The 17,541-nt window shown below is 49.3% G+C and carries 13 protein-coding genes; 7 read left to right on the forward strand and 6 right to left on the reverse strand.

Annotated elements, in window-relative coordinates; genetic code table 11:
* Nucleotides 1-6: 6 nt before the first annotated feature.
* From ilvB to spoIVA, 6 genes are all read left to right on the forward strand, one after another.
* Nucleotides 7-1,689: a biosynthetic-type acetolactate synthase large subunit gene (gene ilvB / locus ABC831_RS15200; RefSeq protein ID WP_343248955.1), complete on the forward strand. Its 1,683-nt coding sequence runs from the start codon at nt 7-9 to the stop codon at nt 1,687-1,689.
* 94 nt (nt 1,690-1,783) lie between these two features.
* A complete protein-coding gene (locus ABC831_RS15205; protein WP_343248956.1) occupies nt 1,784-3,370 on the forward strand; it encodes a L,D-transpeptidase family protein in 1,587 nt (528 codons plus the stop codon).
* Nucleotides 3,371-3,501: 131 nt separating this feature from the next.
* Nucleotides 3,502-4,584 (forward strand): 3-phosphoserine/phosphohydroxythreonine transaminase, encoded by a 1,083-nt coding sequence (gene serC / locus ABC831_RS15210; RefSeq protein WP_343248957.1) that lies wholly within the window; start codon nt 3,502-3,504, stop codon nt 4,582-4,584.
* A gap of 89 nt (nt 4,585-4,673) precedes the next feature.
* A complete protein-coding gene (locus ABC831_RS15215) occupies nt 4,674-5,840 on the forward strand; it encodes a phosphoglycerate dehydrogenase (RefSeq protein WP_343248958.1) in 1,167 nt (388 codons plus the stop codon).
* A gap of 152 nt (nt 5,841-5,992) precedes the next feature.
* Nucleotides 5,993-7,228: a DUF1015 domain-containing protein gene (locus tag ABC831_RS15220; protein WP_343248959.1), complete on the forward strand. Its 1,236-nt coding sequence runs from the start codon at nt 5,993-5,995 to the stop codon at nt 7,226-7,228.
* Nucleotides 7,229-7,329: 101 nt separating this feature from the next.
* Nucleotides 7,330-8,802 carry a stage IV sporulation protein A gene (spoIVA, locus tag ABC831_RS15225; protein WP_343248960.1) on the forward strand — a complete coding sequence of 491 codons (1,473 nt, stop codon included), beginning with the start codon at nt 7,330-7,332 and terminating at the stop codon, nt 8,800-8,802.
* A 134-nt stretch (nt 8,803-8,936) separates the two neighbouring features.
* Here spoIVA and ABC831_RS15230 read toward each other — a convergent pair whose 3' ends face one another.
* The 6 genes from ABC831_RS15230 to aroF form a co-directional block, all read right to left on the reverse strand.
* Complete coding sequence (locus ABC831_RS15230; protein ID WP_343248961.1) at nt 8,937-9,134, reverse strand: hypothetical protein; 198 nt, start codon at nt 9,132-9,134, stop codon at nt 8,937-8,939.
* Nucleotides 9,135-9,293: 159 nt separating this feature from the next.
* The gene (locus ABC831_RS15235; protein ID WP_343248963.1) at nt 9,294-9,707 is read right to left on the reverse strand and encodes a hypothetical protein; all 414 of its coding nucleotides are present in this window, start codon (nt 9,705-9,707) and stop codon (nt 9,294-9,296) included.
* Nucleotides 9,708-10,318: 611 nt separating this feature from the next.
* Nucleotides 10,319-10,951, reverse strand: coding sequence for a GyrI-like domain-containing protein (locus ABC831_RS15240; protein ID WP_343248964.1), 633 nt, complete (start codon nt 10,949-10,951; stop codon nt 10,319-10,321).
* Between the two features lie 392 nt (nt 10,952-11,343).
* On the reverse strand, nt 11,344-12,621 hold the full coding sequence (gene aroA / locus ABC831_RS15245) for a 3-phosphoshikimate 1-carboxyvinyltransferase (RefSeq protein ID WP_343248965.1): 1,278 nt from the start codon (nt 12,619-12,621) through the stop codon (nt 11,344-11,346).
* Between the two features lie 66 nt (nt 12,622-12,687).
* Entirely contained in the window at nt 12,688-13,785 is a 1,098-nt protein-coding gene (locus ABC831_RS15250; RefSeq protein ID WP_343248966.1) for a prephenate dehydrogenase/arogenate dehydrogenase family protein, read from the reverse strand.
* Nucleotides 13,785-14,798 (reverse strand): 3-deoxy-7-phosphoheptulonate synthase, encoded by a 1,014-nt coding sequence (gene aroF, locus ABC831_RS15255; protein ID WP_343248967.1) that lies wholly within the window; start codon nt 14,796-14,798, stop codon nt 13,785-13,787. Before aroF ends, ABC831_RS15250 begins: the two co-directional genes overlap by 1 nt.
* Nucleotides 14,799-15,277: 479 nt before the next feature.
* On the opposite strand from aroF, the gene ABC831_RS15260 reads away from it, so the two are divergent.
* The gene (locus tag ABC831_RS15260; RefSeq protein WP_343248968.1) at nt 15,278-17,374 is read left to right on the forward strand and encodes an elongation factor G; all 2,097 of its coding nucleotides are present in this window, start codon (nt 15,278-15,280) and stop codon (nt 17,372-17,374) included.
* The last annotated feature ends 167 nt before the right edge of the window (nt 17,375-17,541 follow it).

A 17,541-nucleotide genomic window follows, 5' to 3' on the forward strand; every position in this document is an offset into this window, starting at 1 on the left:
TCGTCTATGCAGTTAAATGGATCAGAAATCGTCATAGAGTGTCTGAAAGAACAGGGAGTAGACACCGTTTTCGGTTATCCGGGCGGTACGATACTGAATATCTATGATGAATTATATAAGCATCAAAGTGAAATCCGCCATATCCTGACATCCCATGAGCAGGGAGCTGCCCATGCGGCGGACGGATATGCCAGATCCACCGGCAAAGTGGGCGTGTGCTTCGCCACTTCAGGACCGGGCGCCACGAACCTGGTGACCGGTATCGCTACGGCGTATATGGACTCTGTGCCGCTGATCGCCATCACCGCCAATGTGGCGGTACCCCTTCTGGGCAGGGATACCTTCCAGGAGATCGATATCGCCGGCGTGACTATGCCGATTACCAAGCACAACTATATTGTAAAAGATGTAACCAAGCTGGCGGATACGATCCGCAAAGCATTTACCATAGCCAAATCCGGCCGGCCCGGCCCGGTGCTTATCGATATTACAAAGGATGTGACGGCAGCCGTCACGGAGTATGAGCCTGCGGTTCCGGCCCCCATCCACAGGGTTACGGATACGATCGTCCAGGCGCATCTGGAAGAGGCGGTCGACATGATCAACCGCTCCAAACGGCCGTACATCTTTGTGGGCGGCGGCGCGATTATTTCCGGCGCCAGCGGGGAAGTGGAAGAATTCGCGCATAAGATCCACGCGCCGGTAACGGATTCCCTGATGGGCAAAGGGGCATTTCCCGGAACCGATCCGTTATATACCGGTATGCTGGGAATGCATGGAACCAAGACTTCGAATCTGGGCGTAACCGAATGCGATCTGCTGATCGCTCTGGGCGTGCGGTTCAGCGACCGGGTTACGGGCAATATCAAGCGGTTTGCCAGAAACGCCAAGGTGCTGCAGATCGATGTGGATCCGGCGGAGATCAACAAGAATGTGATGACGTCCCTCAGCATCATCGGTGACTTAAAAGAAGTGCTGAAACGGCTGAATGCCCTGATTGAACAGAACCAGAGGCACACCTGGGTATCCCACATTTTGGAATTAAAAGAAAAATACCCTTTAAAATATAACGAAAATGGTTTATCCTGTCCTTATATTATAGAAGAGCTGTATCGGATCACAAAGGGGGAAGCTGTCATTACCACGGATGTGGGGCAGCATCAGATGTGGGCCGCCCAATATTATCAGTATACGAAGCCACGGACGTTCCTGACCTCCGGAGGGCTCGGTACGATGGGATACGGCCTGGGAGCCTGCATCGGAGCCAAGGTGGGGTGCCCGGATAAGCTGGTAGTCAATATCGCCGGCGACGGCTGTTTCCGGATGAATATGAATGAGCTGGCCACAGCGACCAGATATAATATTCCGATTATCCAGATGGTGATCAATAACCATGTGCTGGGTATGGTCCGCCAGTGGCAGACCCTGTTCTATGGGCAGCGGTATTCCTATACGGTCTTAAACGACCCGGTGGATTTTGTGAAGCTGGCGGAAGCCATGGGAGCGGAAGGAATCCGGGTGAGTAAAAAGGAAGAGGTGGCTCCTGCCATCGAGAGGGCGATCGCTTTGAACAAGCCGGTTGTCATTGATTTCCAGATCGACTGTGATGATAAAGTATTCCCGATGGTATCGCCCGGAGCTTCGATTGAAGAATCCTTTGACCAGCAGGATTTGGAAAATAGAGGATAATGCTTGTTTCTGAGTCATATATATTGTGTGGGGGACAGATATCTAAATATCTAAAAAAACCAGAGAGGAGTTTATGAAAAAAAGATAGCAGATTATGGAAGAAAACAAAACCCGAAGAGTGAATAATACCAAGAGAGAAAAAAAAATAAAGACACCCAAAGATCCGGCTGGCGAAACCGCGTCAACTGCGGAAGCGGTCATCCTGGATCTGACTGACCAGGCCAACCGGAGAGTAAAACCAAAGAAGTCGCATAAGAAACTGGTTTTGGGCATAGGAATTCCTTTAGGGGTATTGCTGCTTGCCTATATTGGCATATCCGTTTTTTTCATGAATTCTTTCCTATATGGAACCACGATAAACGGAGTGGACTGCTTCGGCAGTTCTCCGGAGAAGGTTTCACAGCTTTTGGCTGCGAAGTCATCCGAATATCAGTTGACGCTTAAGGAACGCTCCGGTCAGACGGAGACGATCAGCGGTCCTGATATCGGGCTTACCTGGGATTATTCTGCAGAAGTGCAGGAGTTCCTGGATGCACAGAGCGCGTTCGCCTGGCCGGCGCTGCTGATGGACCATAAAAATTTTACCATAGAGCCCAAGGTGCAGTTTGAGGAAGAAAAGCTGGATGAGGTGCTGGATTCGCTTTCCTGCTTTGATCCTTCCAACGTGACCGGGCCGGAGGACGCCTATATCGAGCACACGGATACCGGTTTTGTCTTCGTGGAAGAAGTGCAGGGGAACAAACTGGTAAAAAGCCAGGTGAAAGAGCAGGTCATAGCCGCTGTCAACGCGAATGATACACAGTTATCCCTGGAAGAAACGGACTGCTATGTCAAACCGGAGATTACCATGGAATCCGAAAAGATCAGCAAGCCGAAGGCACAGATTGAGAAATATCTGGAGACGGAGATCACCTATGAATTCGGTTCGGACAAAGAGGTGCTGGATAAAGATACGATACACCAGTGGATCAGCATTGACGAGCAGAATGAAGCGGTTTTAAGCGAGGACGAGGTGGCTTCCTATGTAAAAAAACTGGCCGTCAATTACGATACCGTGGGTAAAAAACGGGAATTCAAGACCAGCGGGGGCTATGTCCAGGAGGTCAGCGGGGGCCCCTACGGCTGGAAGATCAATCGGGCGGAAGAAAGGGAAGCTCTCTATGAACTGATCCAAAAAGGAGCCCGTGAGACCAGAGAACCGATTTATTCCCAGACGGCGGCGTTAAGAGGCGCCAATGATATCGGGAATACGTATGTGGAAGTCAATCTGACCACGCAGCATATGTGGTTTTATAAAAACGGAACCCTGATAAAAGATACCGATATCGTCAGCGGAATGATGACCGAAAAACGGGCTACTCCGCCGTTGGTGGGCTTTATCCATTATAAGCAGCGCAATGCGGTGCTGCGGGGGGAAGACTATGAGACGCCGGTGAAGATGTGGATGCCTGTGGCCGGAGATATCGGGATTCATGACGCCAGCTGGAGAAAATCTTTCGGCGGGCAGATTTATGTGAAAAATGGTTCCCATGGCTGTATTAACACGCCGTATAGCGCGGTAAAAGTTATCTTTGAGAACATTGAGACGGGAACGCCCTGTGTCTTTTACTACGGACCTGAAAATGTCACCCCTCCGGAAGAAGCGCCGGTTCAGGAGACAGGGGAAGAACCAGAGAGCTGATAATAGTTCAGCCGTCCGGGAGCAGGTGAATCTGACTCCCCGGGCGGACATGCGGCGTCATCCGGTGGACAAAACGCCGCGTGAAAAGCCACAACTATTCAGATAAATGAAAATGCAAGGAGGAAATGAAAGTGAGCAGAGTGTATAATTTTTCAGCAGGGCCGGCGGTATTGCCGGAAGCGGTGCTGAAAGAAGCGGCAGAGGAGATGCTGGATTATAAGGGGACCGGCATGTCCGTGATGGAGATGAGCCATCGTTCCAAAGCTTACGAAGAGATCATCAATGAGGCGGAGGCGGACCTGCGGGATCTGATCGGGATTCCGGATCAGTACAAGGTGCTGTTTTTACAGGGAGGCGCATCGACCCAGTTCGCTATGATTCCCATGAACCTGATGAAAAATAAGGTGGCCGATTATATCATAACCGGACAGTGGGCAAAGAAAGCGTTCAAAGAGGCGCAGTTGTATGGAAAAGCCAATGCCATCGCATCTTCCGAGGACAAAGTGTTCTCCTATATTCCGGACTGTTCCGATCTGCCGGTCAGCGAAGACGCCGACTATGTGTACATATGTGAAAATAACACGATCTATGGCACCAAATTCAAAACCCTTCCCAATACCAAAGGAAAAACCCTGGTAGCGGATGTGTCCTCCTGTTTCCTTTCCGAACCGGTGGATATCACAAAATACGGGATTATGTACGGCGGCGTGCAGAAAAATATCGGACCGGCCGGCGTAGCCATCGCGATCGTGCGGGAAGACCTGATCACAGAAGATGTTCTCCCGGGAACACCCACCATGCTCAGATATAAGATTCATGCAGATAACAAATCCCTTTATAATACTCCTCCTTGTTACGGTATTTATATCTGCGGTAAAGTTTTCAAATGGATTAAGTCCATGGGCGGCCTGGAGGCCATGAAAGCCCACAATGAAAAGAAAGCCGCGATCCTGTACGATTTCCTGGACCAGAGCAAGCTGTTCCAGGGCACGGTGCGCAAAGAGGACCGTTCCCTGATGAATGTGCCCTTCATAACCGGAAAGGAAGAGCTGGACGCCAAGTTTGTGAAAGAAGCCAAAGCGGCCGGATTCGAGAACCTGAAAGGCCACAGAAGCGTTGGCGGTATGCGTGCCAGCATCTATAACGCCATGCCGATCGAGGGTGTGGAGAAGCTGGTTGCCTTCATGAAGGAATTTGAAGGAAAGAATCTGTAATCCGAATTTGTCGTTTTAATAGGACAGGTAATGTCCATAGATAAAAGACAGTTTGGATAAAAAACTGATTAGACAGGAGGAACAAAAAAATGTTCAAATATAAGTGTCTGAATCCCATCGCCAAGGTAGGATTGGATTTGTTCAGTGATGATTATGAGAGAGTAGAAGAATTCGCGGAAGCGGATGCCGTTCTCGTCAGAAGCGCAAGCGTACATGACCTGGAGCTTCCGGATACGCTGGAAGCGATCGCAAGAGCCGGAGCGGGTGTCAATAATATCCCGCTGGATAAATGCGCGGAAAAAGGGATCGTAGTCTTTAACACGCCCGGAGCGAATGCCAATGGTGTGAAGGAACTGGTGATCGCCAGTATGCTCCTGGCGGCCAGAGATGTCATCGGCGGCATCAACTGGGTGCAGAAAGAAAAAGAAAATCCGGATATCGCCAAAGCGACGGAAAAAGCGAAAAAAGCGTTTGCCGGAAAGGAAATCGAGGGAAAGACGCTGGGTATTATCGGCCTGGGCGCCATCGGTGTCAAAGTGGCCAATGCGGCGACTCATTTGGGAATGAACGTGTTGGGATATGATCCTTACATTTCCGTAGATGCTGCCTGGAATCTTTCCAGAAGTATCAAGCACATCAAAAAAGTGGAGGACATCTACAGCGAGTGCGACTATATCACGATCCATGTGCCTTTGACCGACGGAACGAGGCAGATGATCAACCAGGATGCCATCGATATGATGAAGGACGACGTTGTCATACTGAATTTTTCCAGGGATGTCCTTGTAGACGAGGACGCAATGCTGTCTGCGCTTGAAAACGGAAAGGTGAAAAAATATATCACCGATTTCCCGAATCCCAAGGTAGCCAACGCAAAGGGCGTGCTGGTCATTCCCCATCTGGGCGCTTCCACAGAGGAAGCCGAGGACAACTGCGCGGTTATGGCGGTCAAGGAACTGGTCGATTATATGGAGAACGGGAATATCAACAATTCCGTAAACTATCCGTCCTGTAACATGGGCGTATGCAACAGTGTGTCCCGTGTGGCGATCAATCACAGAAATGTAAAAAATATGCTGGGACAGTTTACCAACATGCTGGCTGAGGCTGATGTCAATATCACCAACATGGTAAATAAGAGCAAAGGCGACTACGCTTACACGCTTCTGGATCTGGAGACCGCAGTGAACAAAGAGGTCATCGAAAAATTAAGGGCGGTTGACGGCGTGTTAAAGGTCCGTGTAATCAAAAAATAGTGTGTTAATGAAAGATTCATAGTAACAAAGAAAAGACTCATAGTAACGCAAGGTGCATAGAGACGGAAGGGTATCTGCTTTCCGTCTCTTCCCATTCAGCAGGAAATCACGTTGAAAAAGAGCGTTCTATCATGAACAAGGGAGGAAATCGTATGGCAGCTGTGAAACCATTTTGCTGTATCCGCCCCAGATCTGATCTGGCGGACCGGATAGCGGCATTGCCCTATGACGTATATAACCGGGAAGAGGCTTTGGAAGAGGTAAAGCGGGAACCGATGTCCTTTTTAAAGATCGACCGGGCCGAAACTCAGTTCGGGCCGGAGGTGGACACCTATGATCCGAAAGTGTATCAAAAGGCGCGTACCACCCTGCAGAAAATGATCGAAGACGGATATTTTTTGAGAGACTGTGACGAGTGTTATTTTATATATGAACTGACCATGGACGGACGGTCCCAGACCGGAATCGCCGCCTGTTCCTCCATAGATGACTATTTAAGCGGTGTGATTAAGAAGCATGAGAATACAAGGGCGGATAAGGAAGAAGACCGAATCCGGCATGTGGACGCCTGCAGTGCCCAGACAGGTCCCATTTTCCTGGCCTATCGTTCAGATGACCGGATTAATATGATTGTCAAATGGAAAAAGAGGGAAGAACCGATTTATGACTTCGTTTCACCGGACGGGGTGGGACACCGTGTCTGGCGTATCTGTGAGCGGAAACTGGTAGAGGGCCTGCGGGAAGCGTTCGCGGATCAAGACCGGATCTACATCGCGGACGGGCACCATAGGGCGGCATCGGCGGTGAAAGTGGGTTTAATGCGCAGAGAAGCGCATCCGAATTACAATGGGACGGAAGAATTCAATTATTTTCTCTCCGTGTTATTTCCGGATGACCAGCTGATGATCCTGGACTATAACCGGGTGATCAAAGATCTGAATGGTCTGAGCGTGCCGGAATTCCTGCTGAAAGTAAAAGAGACGTTTGAGCTGGAAGAAGTGGGGGCAGAGCCTTATCGCCCAGCCTGCAAGGGCGAGATCGGAATGTATCTGGACAAGAGCTGGTATAAGCTGACCGTCAGGCAGGAGCTTCGTTCCAGGCATCCGGTAGACGGGCTGGATGTGTCTATCCTGCAGCGGGAGCTGCTGCATCCGGTTTTAAATATCCAGGACCCGAAAACTGATAAGAGGATCGACTTCGTCGGCGGTATCCGCGGGTTAAAAGAACTGGAACGGCGTGTAGCGGCCGACAGCCAGGTGGCTTTTGCCATGTATCCCACCTCTATTCAGGAGCTTTTCGCTGTGGCGGACGCAGATCTTTTGATGCCTCCGAAATCCACCTGGTTTGAGCCAAAGCTGCGCAGCGGTTTGTTTATTCATCAGATCTGACGCGTTAGGGAGGAGCCAGTCCCCTCTATACAGAACTTCCTGTCATATCAAAACCCCTTCCATCATATATTGTAACAGCACATATGGAAGGGGTTACTTTTATGGACAGCTTTAACGTATATAAAGACATCCAGGCCCGGACGAACGGAGAAATATATCTTGGGGTCGTAGGGCCGGTACGCACCGGAAAATCCACATTTATCAAACGTTTCATGGACCTGATGGTATTACCGAACATGGAAGATGAGCATGCCAAGAACCGCACACGGGATGAACTGCCGCAGTCCGCAGCAGGAAAGACCATCATGACAACGGAACCGAAATTTATCCCGAAAGAGGCGGCGCAGATCTCCCTGGGTGAAGATGTACAGGTGAAAGTGCGGCTGATCGACTGTGTCGGCTATATGGTCGATGGCGCCACCGGACACATCGAGGGGGACACGGAGCGAATGGTCAAAACCCCCTGGTTCGACTATGAAATCCCGTTTACACAGGCGGCGGAGCTCGGAACGAAGAAGGTCATCAACGATCATTCCACCATCGGTATCGTGATCACCTGTGACGGCTCCTTTGGTGATCTGAACCGGGAAAGCTATCTGGCCCCGGAAGAAAAGACGATCCTGGAGCTTAAGAAACTGGGCAAACCGTTCCTGGTGCTGGTGAATTCGGAGAAGCCCTACAGCGAGGATGCCCAGAGGGTTGCTTCGGAGATCGAAGGGAAATATGGCGTCATCGCCATGCCGGTAAACTGCGAGCAGCTTCGAAAAGACGACATACATAAAATCATGGAAAGCATCTTATATGAATTCCCGGTCGCCCAGATGGAATTTTTTATGCCCAAATGGGTGGAAATGCTGCCGCCTGACCACAAAGTAAAGGCAGACATGATCGCCAATGTCAGGGAGCTTCTGAAGAAAATAAACACGATCCGGGATGTGACCAATGAGAACATCCAGTTCACCGGAGACTTTGCGAAAAAAACAAAACTGGATAAGATCGATATGGCAACCGGCTGTATCCGGATCACCATCGATGTGGATGACAGCTTCTACTATGAGATATTAAGTGAACTGACCGGTACCCCGATCTCCGGGGAATACCAGCTGATCGCCACCATCAAAGAGCTGTCCGCCATGAAGAGGGAGTACGCCAAAGTGCTGGAAGCCGTATCCGATGTGCGCTACAAGGGTTACGGAGTCGTTACGCCGAATCTGGAAGAGATCGTGCTGGATGAACCGACCGTTATCAAGCAGGGGAACAAGTTCGGCGTGAAGATCAAATCCGAATCCCCGTCCATTCATATGATCAAAGCCAACATAGAGACCGAGATCGCGCCGATCGTCGGCAGTGAACAGCAGGCCCAGGATCTGATCACATACATTAAGGCCAACAGCGAGGGCGAGAATGGGATCTGGGATACGAATATATTCGGCAAATCCGTACAGCAGCTGGTGGAAGACGGAATCCGCACGAAGATTTCACAGATCAGCAATGAAAGCCAGGTGAAGCTACAGGAGACGATGCAGAAGATCGTGAACGATAGTAATGGCGGAATCGTCTGCATTATTATTTGAGGCGGAGGCGTTTCTGGGAACCGGGTTTGAGGGATTCCAGGGGTTTTTGCTTATGTGCCAGAAAGAAGTAAAAGAAGTATAAAAAAATTTGCCGTTCCTATCCGGCGTTCAGCTATTACGCCGGATAGTGCGGGCTATTTTTCCGGCAAATTTTTCTTTCTTATTTCTTCGGACTCATTATCTTCTTCATCAAGTTCTTGAACCACCTGTGCATCACCTGTTCCCGAAAGAGCTTCAAGCAGCTCGCGTATCTTATATTGGGCCAGGGAACCCGAACTCAAGGATAGACTCACCATTAGAATGAGAAATAATTTATAAATCTTTTCTTTCAATTATAGTCCTCCATTTCAATCTCTGATTAGCTTCACTCTCATAATAAGTGAGTGGCTGATATCCGCTGTCTGTTTGCATACAAAAAGGAAGCCATTGTTTGATTCGAAAAATGGCTTACAACCATCAGCACACTTGCAATGATTTGAAAAGGAGTTGATTCAATCGTCCAGACGTACCTTTTGATTAATTAATGTCCACTCATCAGGCAACAATATAAAGAAGGCCGAAAAGGAAAACAGAAAAACTATGATAAGAAAAAGAAGCAGGCTGAATCCATTGGGGATCGCTGCAATCATAGGTATGGGACATATATTCTTCGTTATAGTTTCAGTATGAGAATTATTTTTGCCCAAAAAGGAAGCCTTAAAATGGGGAGTATCGTCACCGCCTTCATTGGAAACAATACTTTCCGAATTTGCCCACGTCTCAATTACAGCTGTCTTATCTAATAATCCATAAAGATTATAATTACTGCATAAGAACACATTCATAGTTAAGCCCATAACAAAAAGAAGCATAATGAAAAAGAACAACATACGAGACAGATGATTTTTCTTATTATTTATTTTCATTACAATTCCCTTCTAAGCTACCGCTATGTTCCATGTGGTCCATTTAAGCTACATAGATTTAAATTCCATATATTGAGAAGCCGTAAAATTCCAATTAATAATATGATTTTAACGAAATAAGTGAGAATTCTCCCACCTCTGCAGGTGGCGAGATGAATCACCCAAAACAAGATTAACGGCAGTGGTGGGCGGAGAGAAATCGGTATCCCCCACTGACATGAGGTCAAGGCACGCAGCAATAAAAGTCGTATTCTGTGAAATTACCGAGCGTGGATTGAAACAATCTATTCTATTTTATCATATCAACATTAACTTTTCTATGAAATTTCCTTATATTATACGGAATAAAGGGATAAGACTGCCTGTAAAATAATAGTGTTACAATATAATACACGAGCATTAACCCATTTCCTGTCCGGCCATTTTTCGCAGGACACCACACACTGACCGTCAAGGCCCAGAGTGTCGTCCCGCAAAATAGCATCCCGCAAAAAAGGCCCGGGCGGTCATGAGTAAAATCCCCTGGAATCCATCACCCCAGCATTGGAACAGGCTTCGTAAAGTATGCTAGATTGTGGGTGATGTTAAATAAAATCATTCCACGAGTGTGTTTATAATGCTTTGATGGGGTGGCGGATTACAGTTTTCAAATTCTGAGGATTGCATCTGCGCACATCACTGAGATAGATCTCATGATGGAAACGTTCATCTGTGATATCGATCTGATAACCATTTTCCTGTGCGTATTCATCCATCAGACGTATGGTCTGTGGTTCATCGTCATATGGTCCGATGTGCATACATTGGACAGACAAGCCCTCCGTATAATTAAAAAATTCTACTTTAGAATAGTCTGCTTTTTTCTTTTGGGTAGCTTCCATTACCGCCCAGTCGAAATCTTTACGCTGTATAAAATCAGGGAGCCTGATAACGGATATCCACTGAAAATGTTCTTTCCGGCTATAATCGATTCCCTTCATTCCGTCCATCCACCAGAATCCCTCCAAGGGAGGAACTTTATAATCAAAATAACCGTCAATTTTATAATCCCCCTTTGGACTCATTTTCAGGGTAAAGGCGATGCCATAGAGGAGGCCGATGGATGCTTTATAATCCCCCTCCGGTTCATTCGGATCCCCCTGTCCCCTGACTGCGATAAAATTCATGGAAGGAATCTCTATGATTTCCGGTTTGTTTTTTGGCAGATAAAATTCTTTATATTCCTTTTTATAGTCAAATGCCATATACATTCCCCTTTCTGGTTTTGAAACATTATACCATTTAAAATATGACAACTATGCGTCAAGTTAAAAACATTTTTATCACCAAAGCAGGAGTGTGCAGGCGCGAAGGCGGGTTCCGGGAGGGGGTGCAAAGGTAACAGGAGCCGAATCGCTTGAGGCCGGGCCTTAGAACGGGTTACGCAGAAGAGGAAGAAACCTGGCAGGACCCGGGGCACTGTCTGAGCCGTATTATGGCGAGTTTGCCCCGGGTCCTGCGAATCAGGGGTTTCTTCCTCTTCGGAGTTACCCGTTCTTAGGCCCGGCCGATGCGATTCGGCTCCTGTTGCCTTTGCGCCCCCTCCCGGAACCCGCCTTCGCGCCTGCACACTCCGGCCCTCAGTAAATATATCCATCTACAAAGTCAGCTTCCGAAGATCAGAATAAAATTCCGGATAGGAGATCTTTACACAGTCACTGCCCAGGATCTGTGTGGTTCCGTCACTGGCCAGTCCTGCTATGGCAAAGGACATGGCGATCCGATGGTCCAGCCGGCTGTCGATGACCGCTCCATGAAGGGGAAATCCGCCCTCGATGATCATGCCGTCCTCCGTTCCGCGTATACGGGCGCCCATGGCGGTAAGGTTTTTTACCATCACGTCGATCCGGTTGGACTCTTTGACCTTCAGCTCCTGGGCATCGCGAATGACCGTTGTACCTTCGGCAAAGCAGGCTAGTACGGCCAAAATGGGCAGTTCATCGATCAGAGCGGGTATGATGGAACCGCCGATGACTGTCCCGTGCAGCCTGCTGTGGCGGACGATCAGATCAGCTGCAGGTTCTCCATCCGTGTCGATGACATTTTCCAGTGTTATATCAGCGCCCATATCCCGGCAGACTCTCAGCACTCCATCCCGGGTAGGATTGATACCCACATTTCTTATCCGGACTTCGGAACCCGGGACCAGGAGGGCAGCTGCGATAAAATAGGCGGCGGATGAGATATCACCGGGCACCTGGATCGGACGTCCGGCCAGTTCCGGTTCCGGCTGTATGGAAACGGTAGTACCCTGGGATGTGACTCGGGCGCCGAGCATCCGAAGCATCAGTTCCGAATGATTGCGGGAGAGCTGTGGTTCTGTTATGGCAGTAGGCCCGTTTGCGTAGAGACCCGCCAGCAGGACCGCGGACTTGACCTGTGCGGAAGCGACCTTTGAGTGATAATGAATGCCGGTAAGCCTGCCGCCGGTAATCTGAAGCGGAGCGCAGCCGTTGCCCGGGATACTGATGATTCCGGCCCCCATCTGGGAGAGGGGTTCGATGACCCGTCCCATCGGCCTTTGCTGTATCGAAGCATCCCCCGTGAGTACGGATTCGAATTCCTGTCCGGCCAGGATACCGGACAGCAGCCGCATGGTAGTCCCGCTGTTCCCGACATCCAGCGGCTGCTGCGCCCTGGTCAGGCCGTGCAGGCCTTTTCCGTGGATGCGCACTTCGTTTCCGTTATTTTCAATCGGAATTCCCATCTGCTGAAAGCAGGAGATGGTTGACAGGCAATCCGCGCCCTGCAGGAAATTCGTGACGGCAGTGGTGCCTTTCGCCAGTGCTCCGAACATGACGGCGCGGTGAGAGATTGATTTATCCCCCGGAACCTGAACCTGGCCCTTTATATGATGTACTTTATGAAAATTCATAGTTAAAACTCCAATCTGTCGATATAGAATACCCGTCTGGGTGTGAAAAAGAGTTTCGCTCCCATTTTATCGTTCATAAACCGTATAGTGGTACTTGCGCAGAAGCTCTGCCGCAAGGCGGGAGGCCTCTTCCTCATAGAATTCAATGCGCAGGACGCCTTCTTCAAATTCCCGGTTATGAATAATCCCTATGTTTTTGATACTGATATGATTACTGGCCAGAATCGTGGCGATGGTGGCGATGCCTCCTGCCTCATCGATAATATCGCAATAGACAGCATACGCTTTTTTGATCGGTCCCAGCGACGATTCCGGCATGGAATTGCGGTAATCCCTGGCGGTATCAAAAAGCTGATAAAGTGAATCCTCATCGGATCGGCTGATTTCCTCCCGGGCCGTCTCTAACGTACGGATATAATCATCCAGCGTTTTTAAAATATTTTCCCGGTTTTCCAGACAGATCTGCTGCCACATAACCGGAGACGAAGAAGCGATTCGGGTAATGTCCCGGAAGCCGCCGGCGGCGATGGCCTTCATAGTACCTTCCGCAGAGTCCGAATCCCTCACCAGATTCACCAGGCTGGACGCGATAATATGAGGAAGATGACTGATCACCGCGGTGATATAATCATGATCCTGATGATCAAGGATTAGGGGGATCGCCCCCAGGGATTGGACCAGCTCGCTGTAGGCCGCCACCTTTTCAGGGCTGACCGACGCGGTGGGAGTCAGTATATAATAGGCATTTTCAATCAGGTGATCATTCGAGTTCCCGTACCCGGATTTTTCAGAACCGGCCATGGGATGTCCGCCGATAAAATTCGCTTCCATACCGGCGGCAGCGATCTCCCGGTGAATCCCTGTTTTTACGCTTCCCACATCCGTCAATATCGTATCTTTCGAAAGATAAGGCTTAAGGGCCGATAAGCAGGAAGAATTACTGGCAACCGGCGCGCACAGGAAAATATAGCGGCAGCCGGCGAACTGACTGTCAATGCTGGTACAGGCCAGATCCATGGTGCCGTCCTTTAGAGCGGCGGACAAGGTGGTGCGGTTGGTATCATAAGCCAGCATCTCACTGTCCGGATAAAACTTCCGGACAGCCTTTGCGATAGAGCCTCCGATCAGACCCAGGCCAATAAAACCGATGCGCAGCTGTTCCATTACAGTGTCCTCCCGGAAAGCGCCGCATAAGCTTTCAGCTCACCGGCCAAAACCTCAAACTGTTCAAAGGTAAGGGACTGAGGGCCGTCGGAGAGCGCACATTCCGGATTATTATGTACCTCCATAATCAATCCGTCCGCACCCACCGCAACGGCCGCTTTCGCCAATGCCGGTACATAAGCCCGGACTCCGCAGGCATGGCTTGGATCTATAATAACCGGCAGCTGCGTTCTGGACTTCAGGGCCGGAACCGCGCTGATATCCAGCGTATTACGGGTAGCGGTTTCAAAGGTCCGGATACCGCGCTCGCACAGAATCACATTTTCATTGCCCATAGACATAATGTACTCGGCCGCATTCAGCCATTCCTCCAGCGTCGCAGACAACCCGCGTTTGAGTATCACCGGAAGCCCGCATTTCCCGGCCTCCTTCAGCAGATAGAAGTTCTGCATATTCCGGGCGCCGATCTGGATCAGGTCCACGTACTTAACCGCCGCATTGATCGCCTCCAGGCTGGTCACCTCGCACACGGTATAAAGCCCTGTGGCCCTGCCCGCCTCCTGCATATACTTAAGCCCTTCTTCTTCAAGCCCCTGAAATGCATAAGGAGAAGTCCTGGGTTTATAAGCGCCGCCTCTTAAAAAATTAGCGCCCGCTTTTTTCACAGCCTGAGCGATCAGCATAATCTGATCCTCGCTCTCAACCGCGCAGGGACCGGCCATGAGAGCCAGTGTATCCGGGCCGATCTCAGCCTTGCCCACCCTGATTCTGGACGGCTGCGCATGGAACTTACGGTTTGCCAGTTTATAGCTCTCCGTAACCGGAACGATCTTATCCACATAAGGCGCCAGTTCCAGATTCCGGTTATTCAATCTGGATTTATCGCCGATCACGCCAATAATCGTCAGCTGGCTTCCTTCCGACAGATGGGGCGTCAGTCCGTTATCTTCAATCGTTTTTACCACATTATTGACCGCTTCTTTCGGAGCGCCGGGTTTCATTACAATAATCATATCTACAATTCCTCCAACACCGTTTCGCTTTTACAACGGCAATTTTTTCTGTATCCATTGTACGTTTGCCGGTTTGGATTGTCAACACTTTTTCGCTTTAAAGTGAAGAAATTGATTGCTGGTATTAGGGGGGATTGCTATGGGCCGGGAAGAACCCTGGGAGACGCTTTTCCTGTTAGGGGCTGCGGGGGCGGGTATCGGTCCTTTGGCTGGCGACGGGCTGGATGCCGGCAGCAGCTAAGTGAATTCAGACGGCAGACTCAGGAACACTGTCCGAGCCGCCCGCTCCCCCGTCCTCCGCCGTTTCCCTCCCTTCCCGGACCCCCATATACCAGACCCACTCATTCAGATTACTTTGTATAATATGAATAAAACACTTGTAAATATAGTTGATTTTTAGTAGAATATACCCATGGACATTTCCAGCATGCAGCGGGGCGGTTTACCGCTGTAAATCTAACAGTATCGGAGGAATTCATATGAACGTTTATACCACGGACAAAATTCGAAATGTCGTTTTATTAGGCCACGGCGGTTCAGGAAAGACTACTTTGGCAGAGGCTATGTCATATTTAGCTGGTATTACAAGCCGGATGGGAAGAGTCGAGGACGGAAACACCATAAGTGATTATGACAAAGAAGAGATCAAGAGAAAGTTTTCAATTTCTACTTCCGTGATCCCTCTGGAATGGGAAGGCGTGAAGGTTAATATATTGGATTCTCCCGGATATTTTGATTTTGTGGGCGAAGTGGAAGAAGCGGTTGCGGCAGCTGACGCGGCGATTATCGTCGTTTCAGGCAAAGCAGGCGTGGAAGTCGGTACGGAAAAAGCCTGGGATCTCTGCGAAAAATACAATCTGCCCAGAATGTTTTACGTAAGCGACATGGACGTGGACAATGCCAGTTTCCGTGAAGTAGTGGAAACTTTAACCAATATGTATGGAAAGAAAATAGCACCTTTGTTCCAGCCGATCCGTGAAAATGAAAAGTTTGTCGGTTATGTCAATGTTGTTAAGATGGCGGGCCGCCGTTTTATAGACAAAGGAAAAAGGGAAGAGTGTGAGATCCCGGATTATTGTAAAGAGTACCTGGATATTTACCGTGAGGCATTGATGGATTCTGTAGCTGAGACCAGCGATGAATTCATGGAGCGGTATTTCTCAGGAGATGAATTCTCCGTGGATGAGATTCGCGCAGCCCTTCGGTTTAATATTGATGACTGCTCGATCGTACCGGTGGAGATGGGTTCCGCTGTGGAACTGAGGAACATCCATAATCTGCTGACCGATATCGTAAAATATTTCCCCAGCCCGGACAAACGCCAGTGCGTCGGCCTGAATAAGAAGACCAATGAGATATTTGAAGGAAATTATGATTTCCAGAAAGCAAAATCTGCTTATATCTTTAAGACAATCGTAGACCCGTTCATCGGTAAGTATTCGCTGATCAAAGTGGTTTCCGGTGTAATCAAGAATGACGATGTGCTGTACAATACAGATAAAGATACAGAAGAGAAACTGAACAAGCTCTATGTACTCCAGGGGAACAAACCCATCGAGGTAAAAGAGCTTCATGCCGGTGATATCGGTGCGATTGGCAAGCTCTCAGCCGCCAGAACCGGTGATACCCTGGCAACGAAAGCGATTCCGATCGCCTACGGCAAGACGGAGATGTCCGTACCTTATACATACAAGAGATACAAAGCCAAGAATAAGGGCGACGAGGATAAGATATCCCAGGCACTGAATAAGCTGATGATCGAAGATCTGACCATTAAGGCAGTCAATGACGGGGAAAACCGTCAGACCCTGTTATACGGAATGGGAGACCAGCATCTGGATATCATTACCAGCAAACTGCAGGATGAGTATAAAGTAGAAATTGAGCTGACCAAGCCGAAGATGGCATTCCGCGAGACGATCCGGAAGAAATCCGATGTGGAAGGAAAACATAAGAAGCAGTCCGGCGGCCATGGCCAGTATGGTCATGTGAAGATGACCTTTGAACCTTCCGGTGATCTGGAGAAATCTTTCATTTTTGAACAGATCGTTGTGGGCGGTGCCGTACCGAAGAACTATTTCCCGGCGGTGGAAAAAGGACTTGCGGACTCCATGCAGAAGGGCCCTCTCGCCGGTTATCCGGTAGTGGGCGTGAAAGCCACCTTATATGATGGTTCCTTCCATCCGGTGGATTCATCGGAAATGGCCTTCAAGATGGCGACGATTCTGGCCTTCAAGAAAGGCTTTATGGATGCTTCCCCCGTATTGTTAGAGCCGATCGCTTCCCTGAAGGTAACGGTTCCGGATAAATTTACCGGTGATGTAATGGGTGACCTGAACAAACGACGGGGCCGTGTGCTCGGTATGAATCCTACAGCCGGCGGTAAACAGGTGATCGAGGCAGATATCCCGATGATGGAATTATATGGATACTCCACCGACCTTCGTTCCATGACCGGAGGACGGGGTGATTACAGATACGAGTTCGCCCGTTATGAACAGGCGCCTTCCGATATCCAGGAAAAAGAAGTGGCGGCCAGAGCAGCGGCTGCGGAGAGTGGTTCTGAAGAGTCCTGATAATAAACATGAAAAAGAGTTTCGCTTGCGAAACTCTTTTTCATTTCATCGGAGCACTTTCCTATGAAATAAGAAAGAGCAGTCTTCCTGAAAATGGAGGCTGCTCTTTTTATAAACAAGAGACTGCATTTTATTTTATCCATGTAACCGGCTGAGTCAGCCCACCC

It is taken from the genome of Diplocloster hominis (genome assembly GCF_032380655.1).
In the GTDB taxonomy this organism is placed as follows: domain Bacteria; phylum Bacillota; class Clostridia; order Lachnospirales; family Lachnospiraceae; genus Diplocloster; species Diplocloster hominis.

Coding starts and splice junctions, on each gene's coding strand:
- aroA (WP_343248965.1), bottom strand. CDS start 12,621: ATGAATTTTCATAAAGTACATCATATAAAGGGCCAGGTTCAGGTTCCG.
- spoIVA (WP_343248960.1), top strand. CDS start 7,330: ATGGACAGCTTTAACGTATATAAAGACATCCAGGCCCGGACGAACGGA.
- ABC831_RS15205 (WP_343248956.1), top strand. CDS start 1,784: ATGGAAGAAAACAAAACCCGAAGAGTGAATAATACCAAGAGAGAAAAA.
- ABC831_RS15235 (WP_343248963.1), bottom strand. CDS start 9,707: ATGAAAATAAATAATAAGAAAAATCATCTGTCTCGTATGTTGTTCTTT.
- ABC831_RS15240 (WP_343248964.1), bottom strand. CDS start 10,951: ATGGCATTTGACTATAAAAAGGAATATAAAGAATTTTATCTGCCAAAA.
- ABC831_RS15250 (WP_343248966.1), bottom strand. CDS start 13,785: ATGGAACAGCTGCGCATCGGTTTTATTGGCCTGGGTCTGATCGGAGGC.
- ABC831_RS15215 (WP_343248958.1), top strand. CDS start 4,674: ATGTTCAAATATAAGTGTCTGAATCCCATCGCCAAGGTAGGATTGGAT.
- aroF (WP_343248967.1), bottom strand. CDS start 14,798: ATGATTATTGTAATGAAACCCGGCGCTCCGAAAGAAGCGGTCAATAAT.
- ABC831_RS15220 (WP_343248959.1), top strand. CDS start 5,993: ATGGCAGCTGTGAAACCATTTTGCTGTATCCGCCCCAGATCTGATCTG.
- ABC831_RS15260 (WP_343248968.1), top strand. CDS start 15,278: ATGAACGTTTATACCACGGACAAAATTCGAAATGTCGTTTTATTAGGC.
- ilvB (WP_343248955.1), top strand. CDS start 7: ATGCAGTTAAATGGATCAGAAATCGTCATAGAGTGTCTGAAAGAACAG.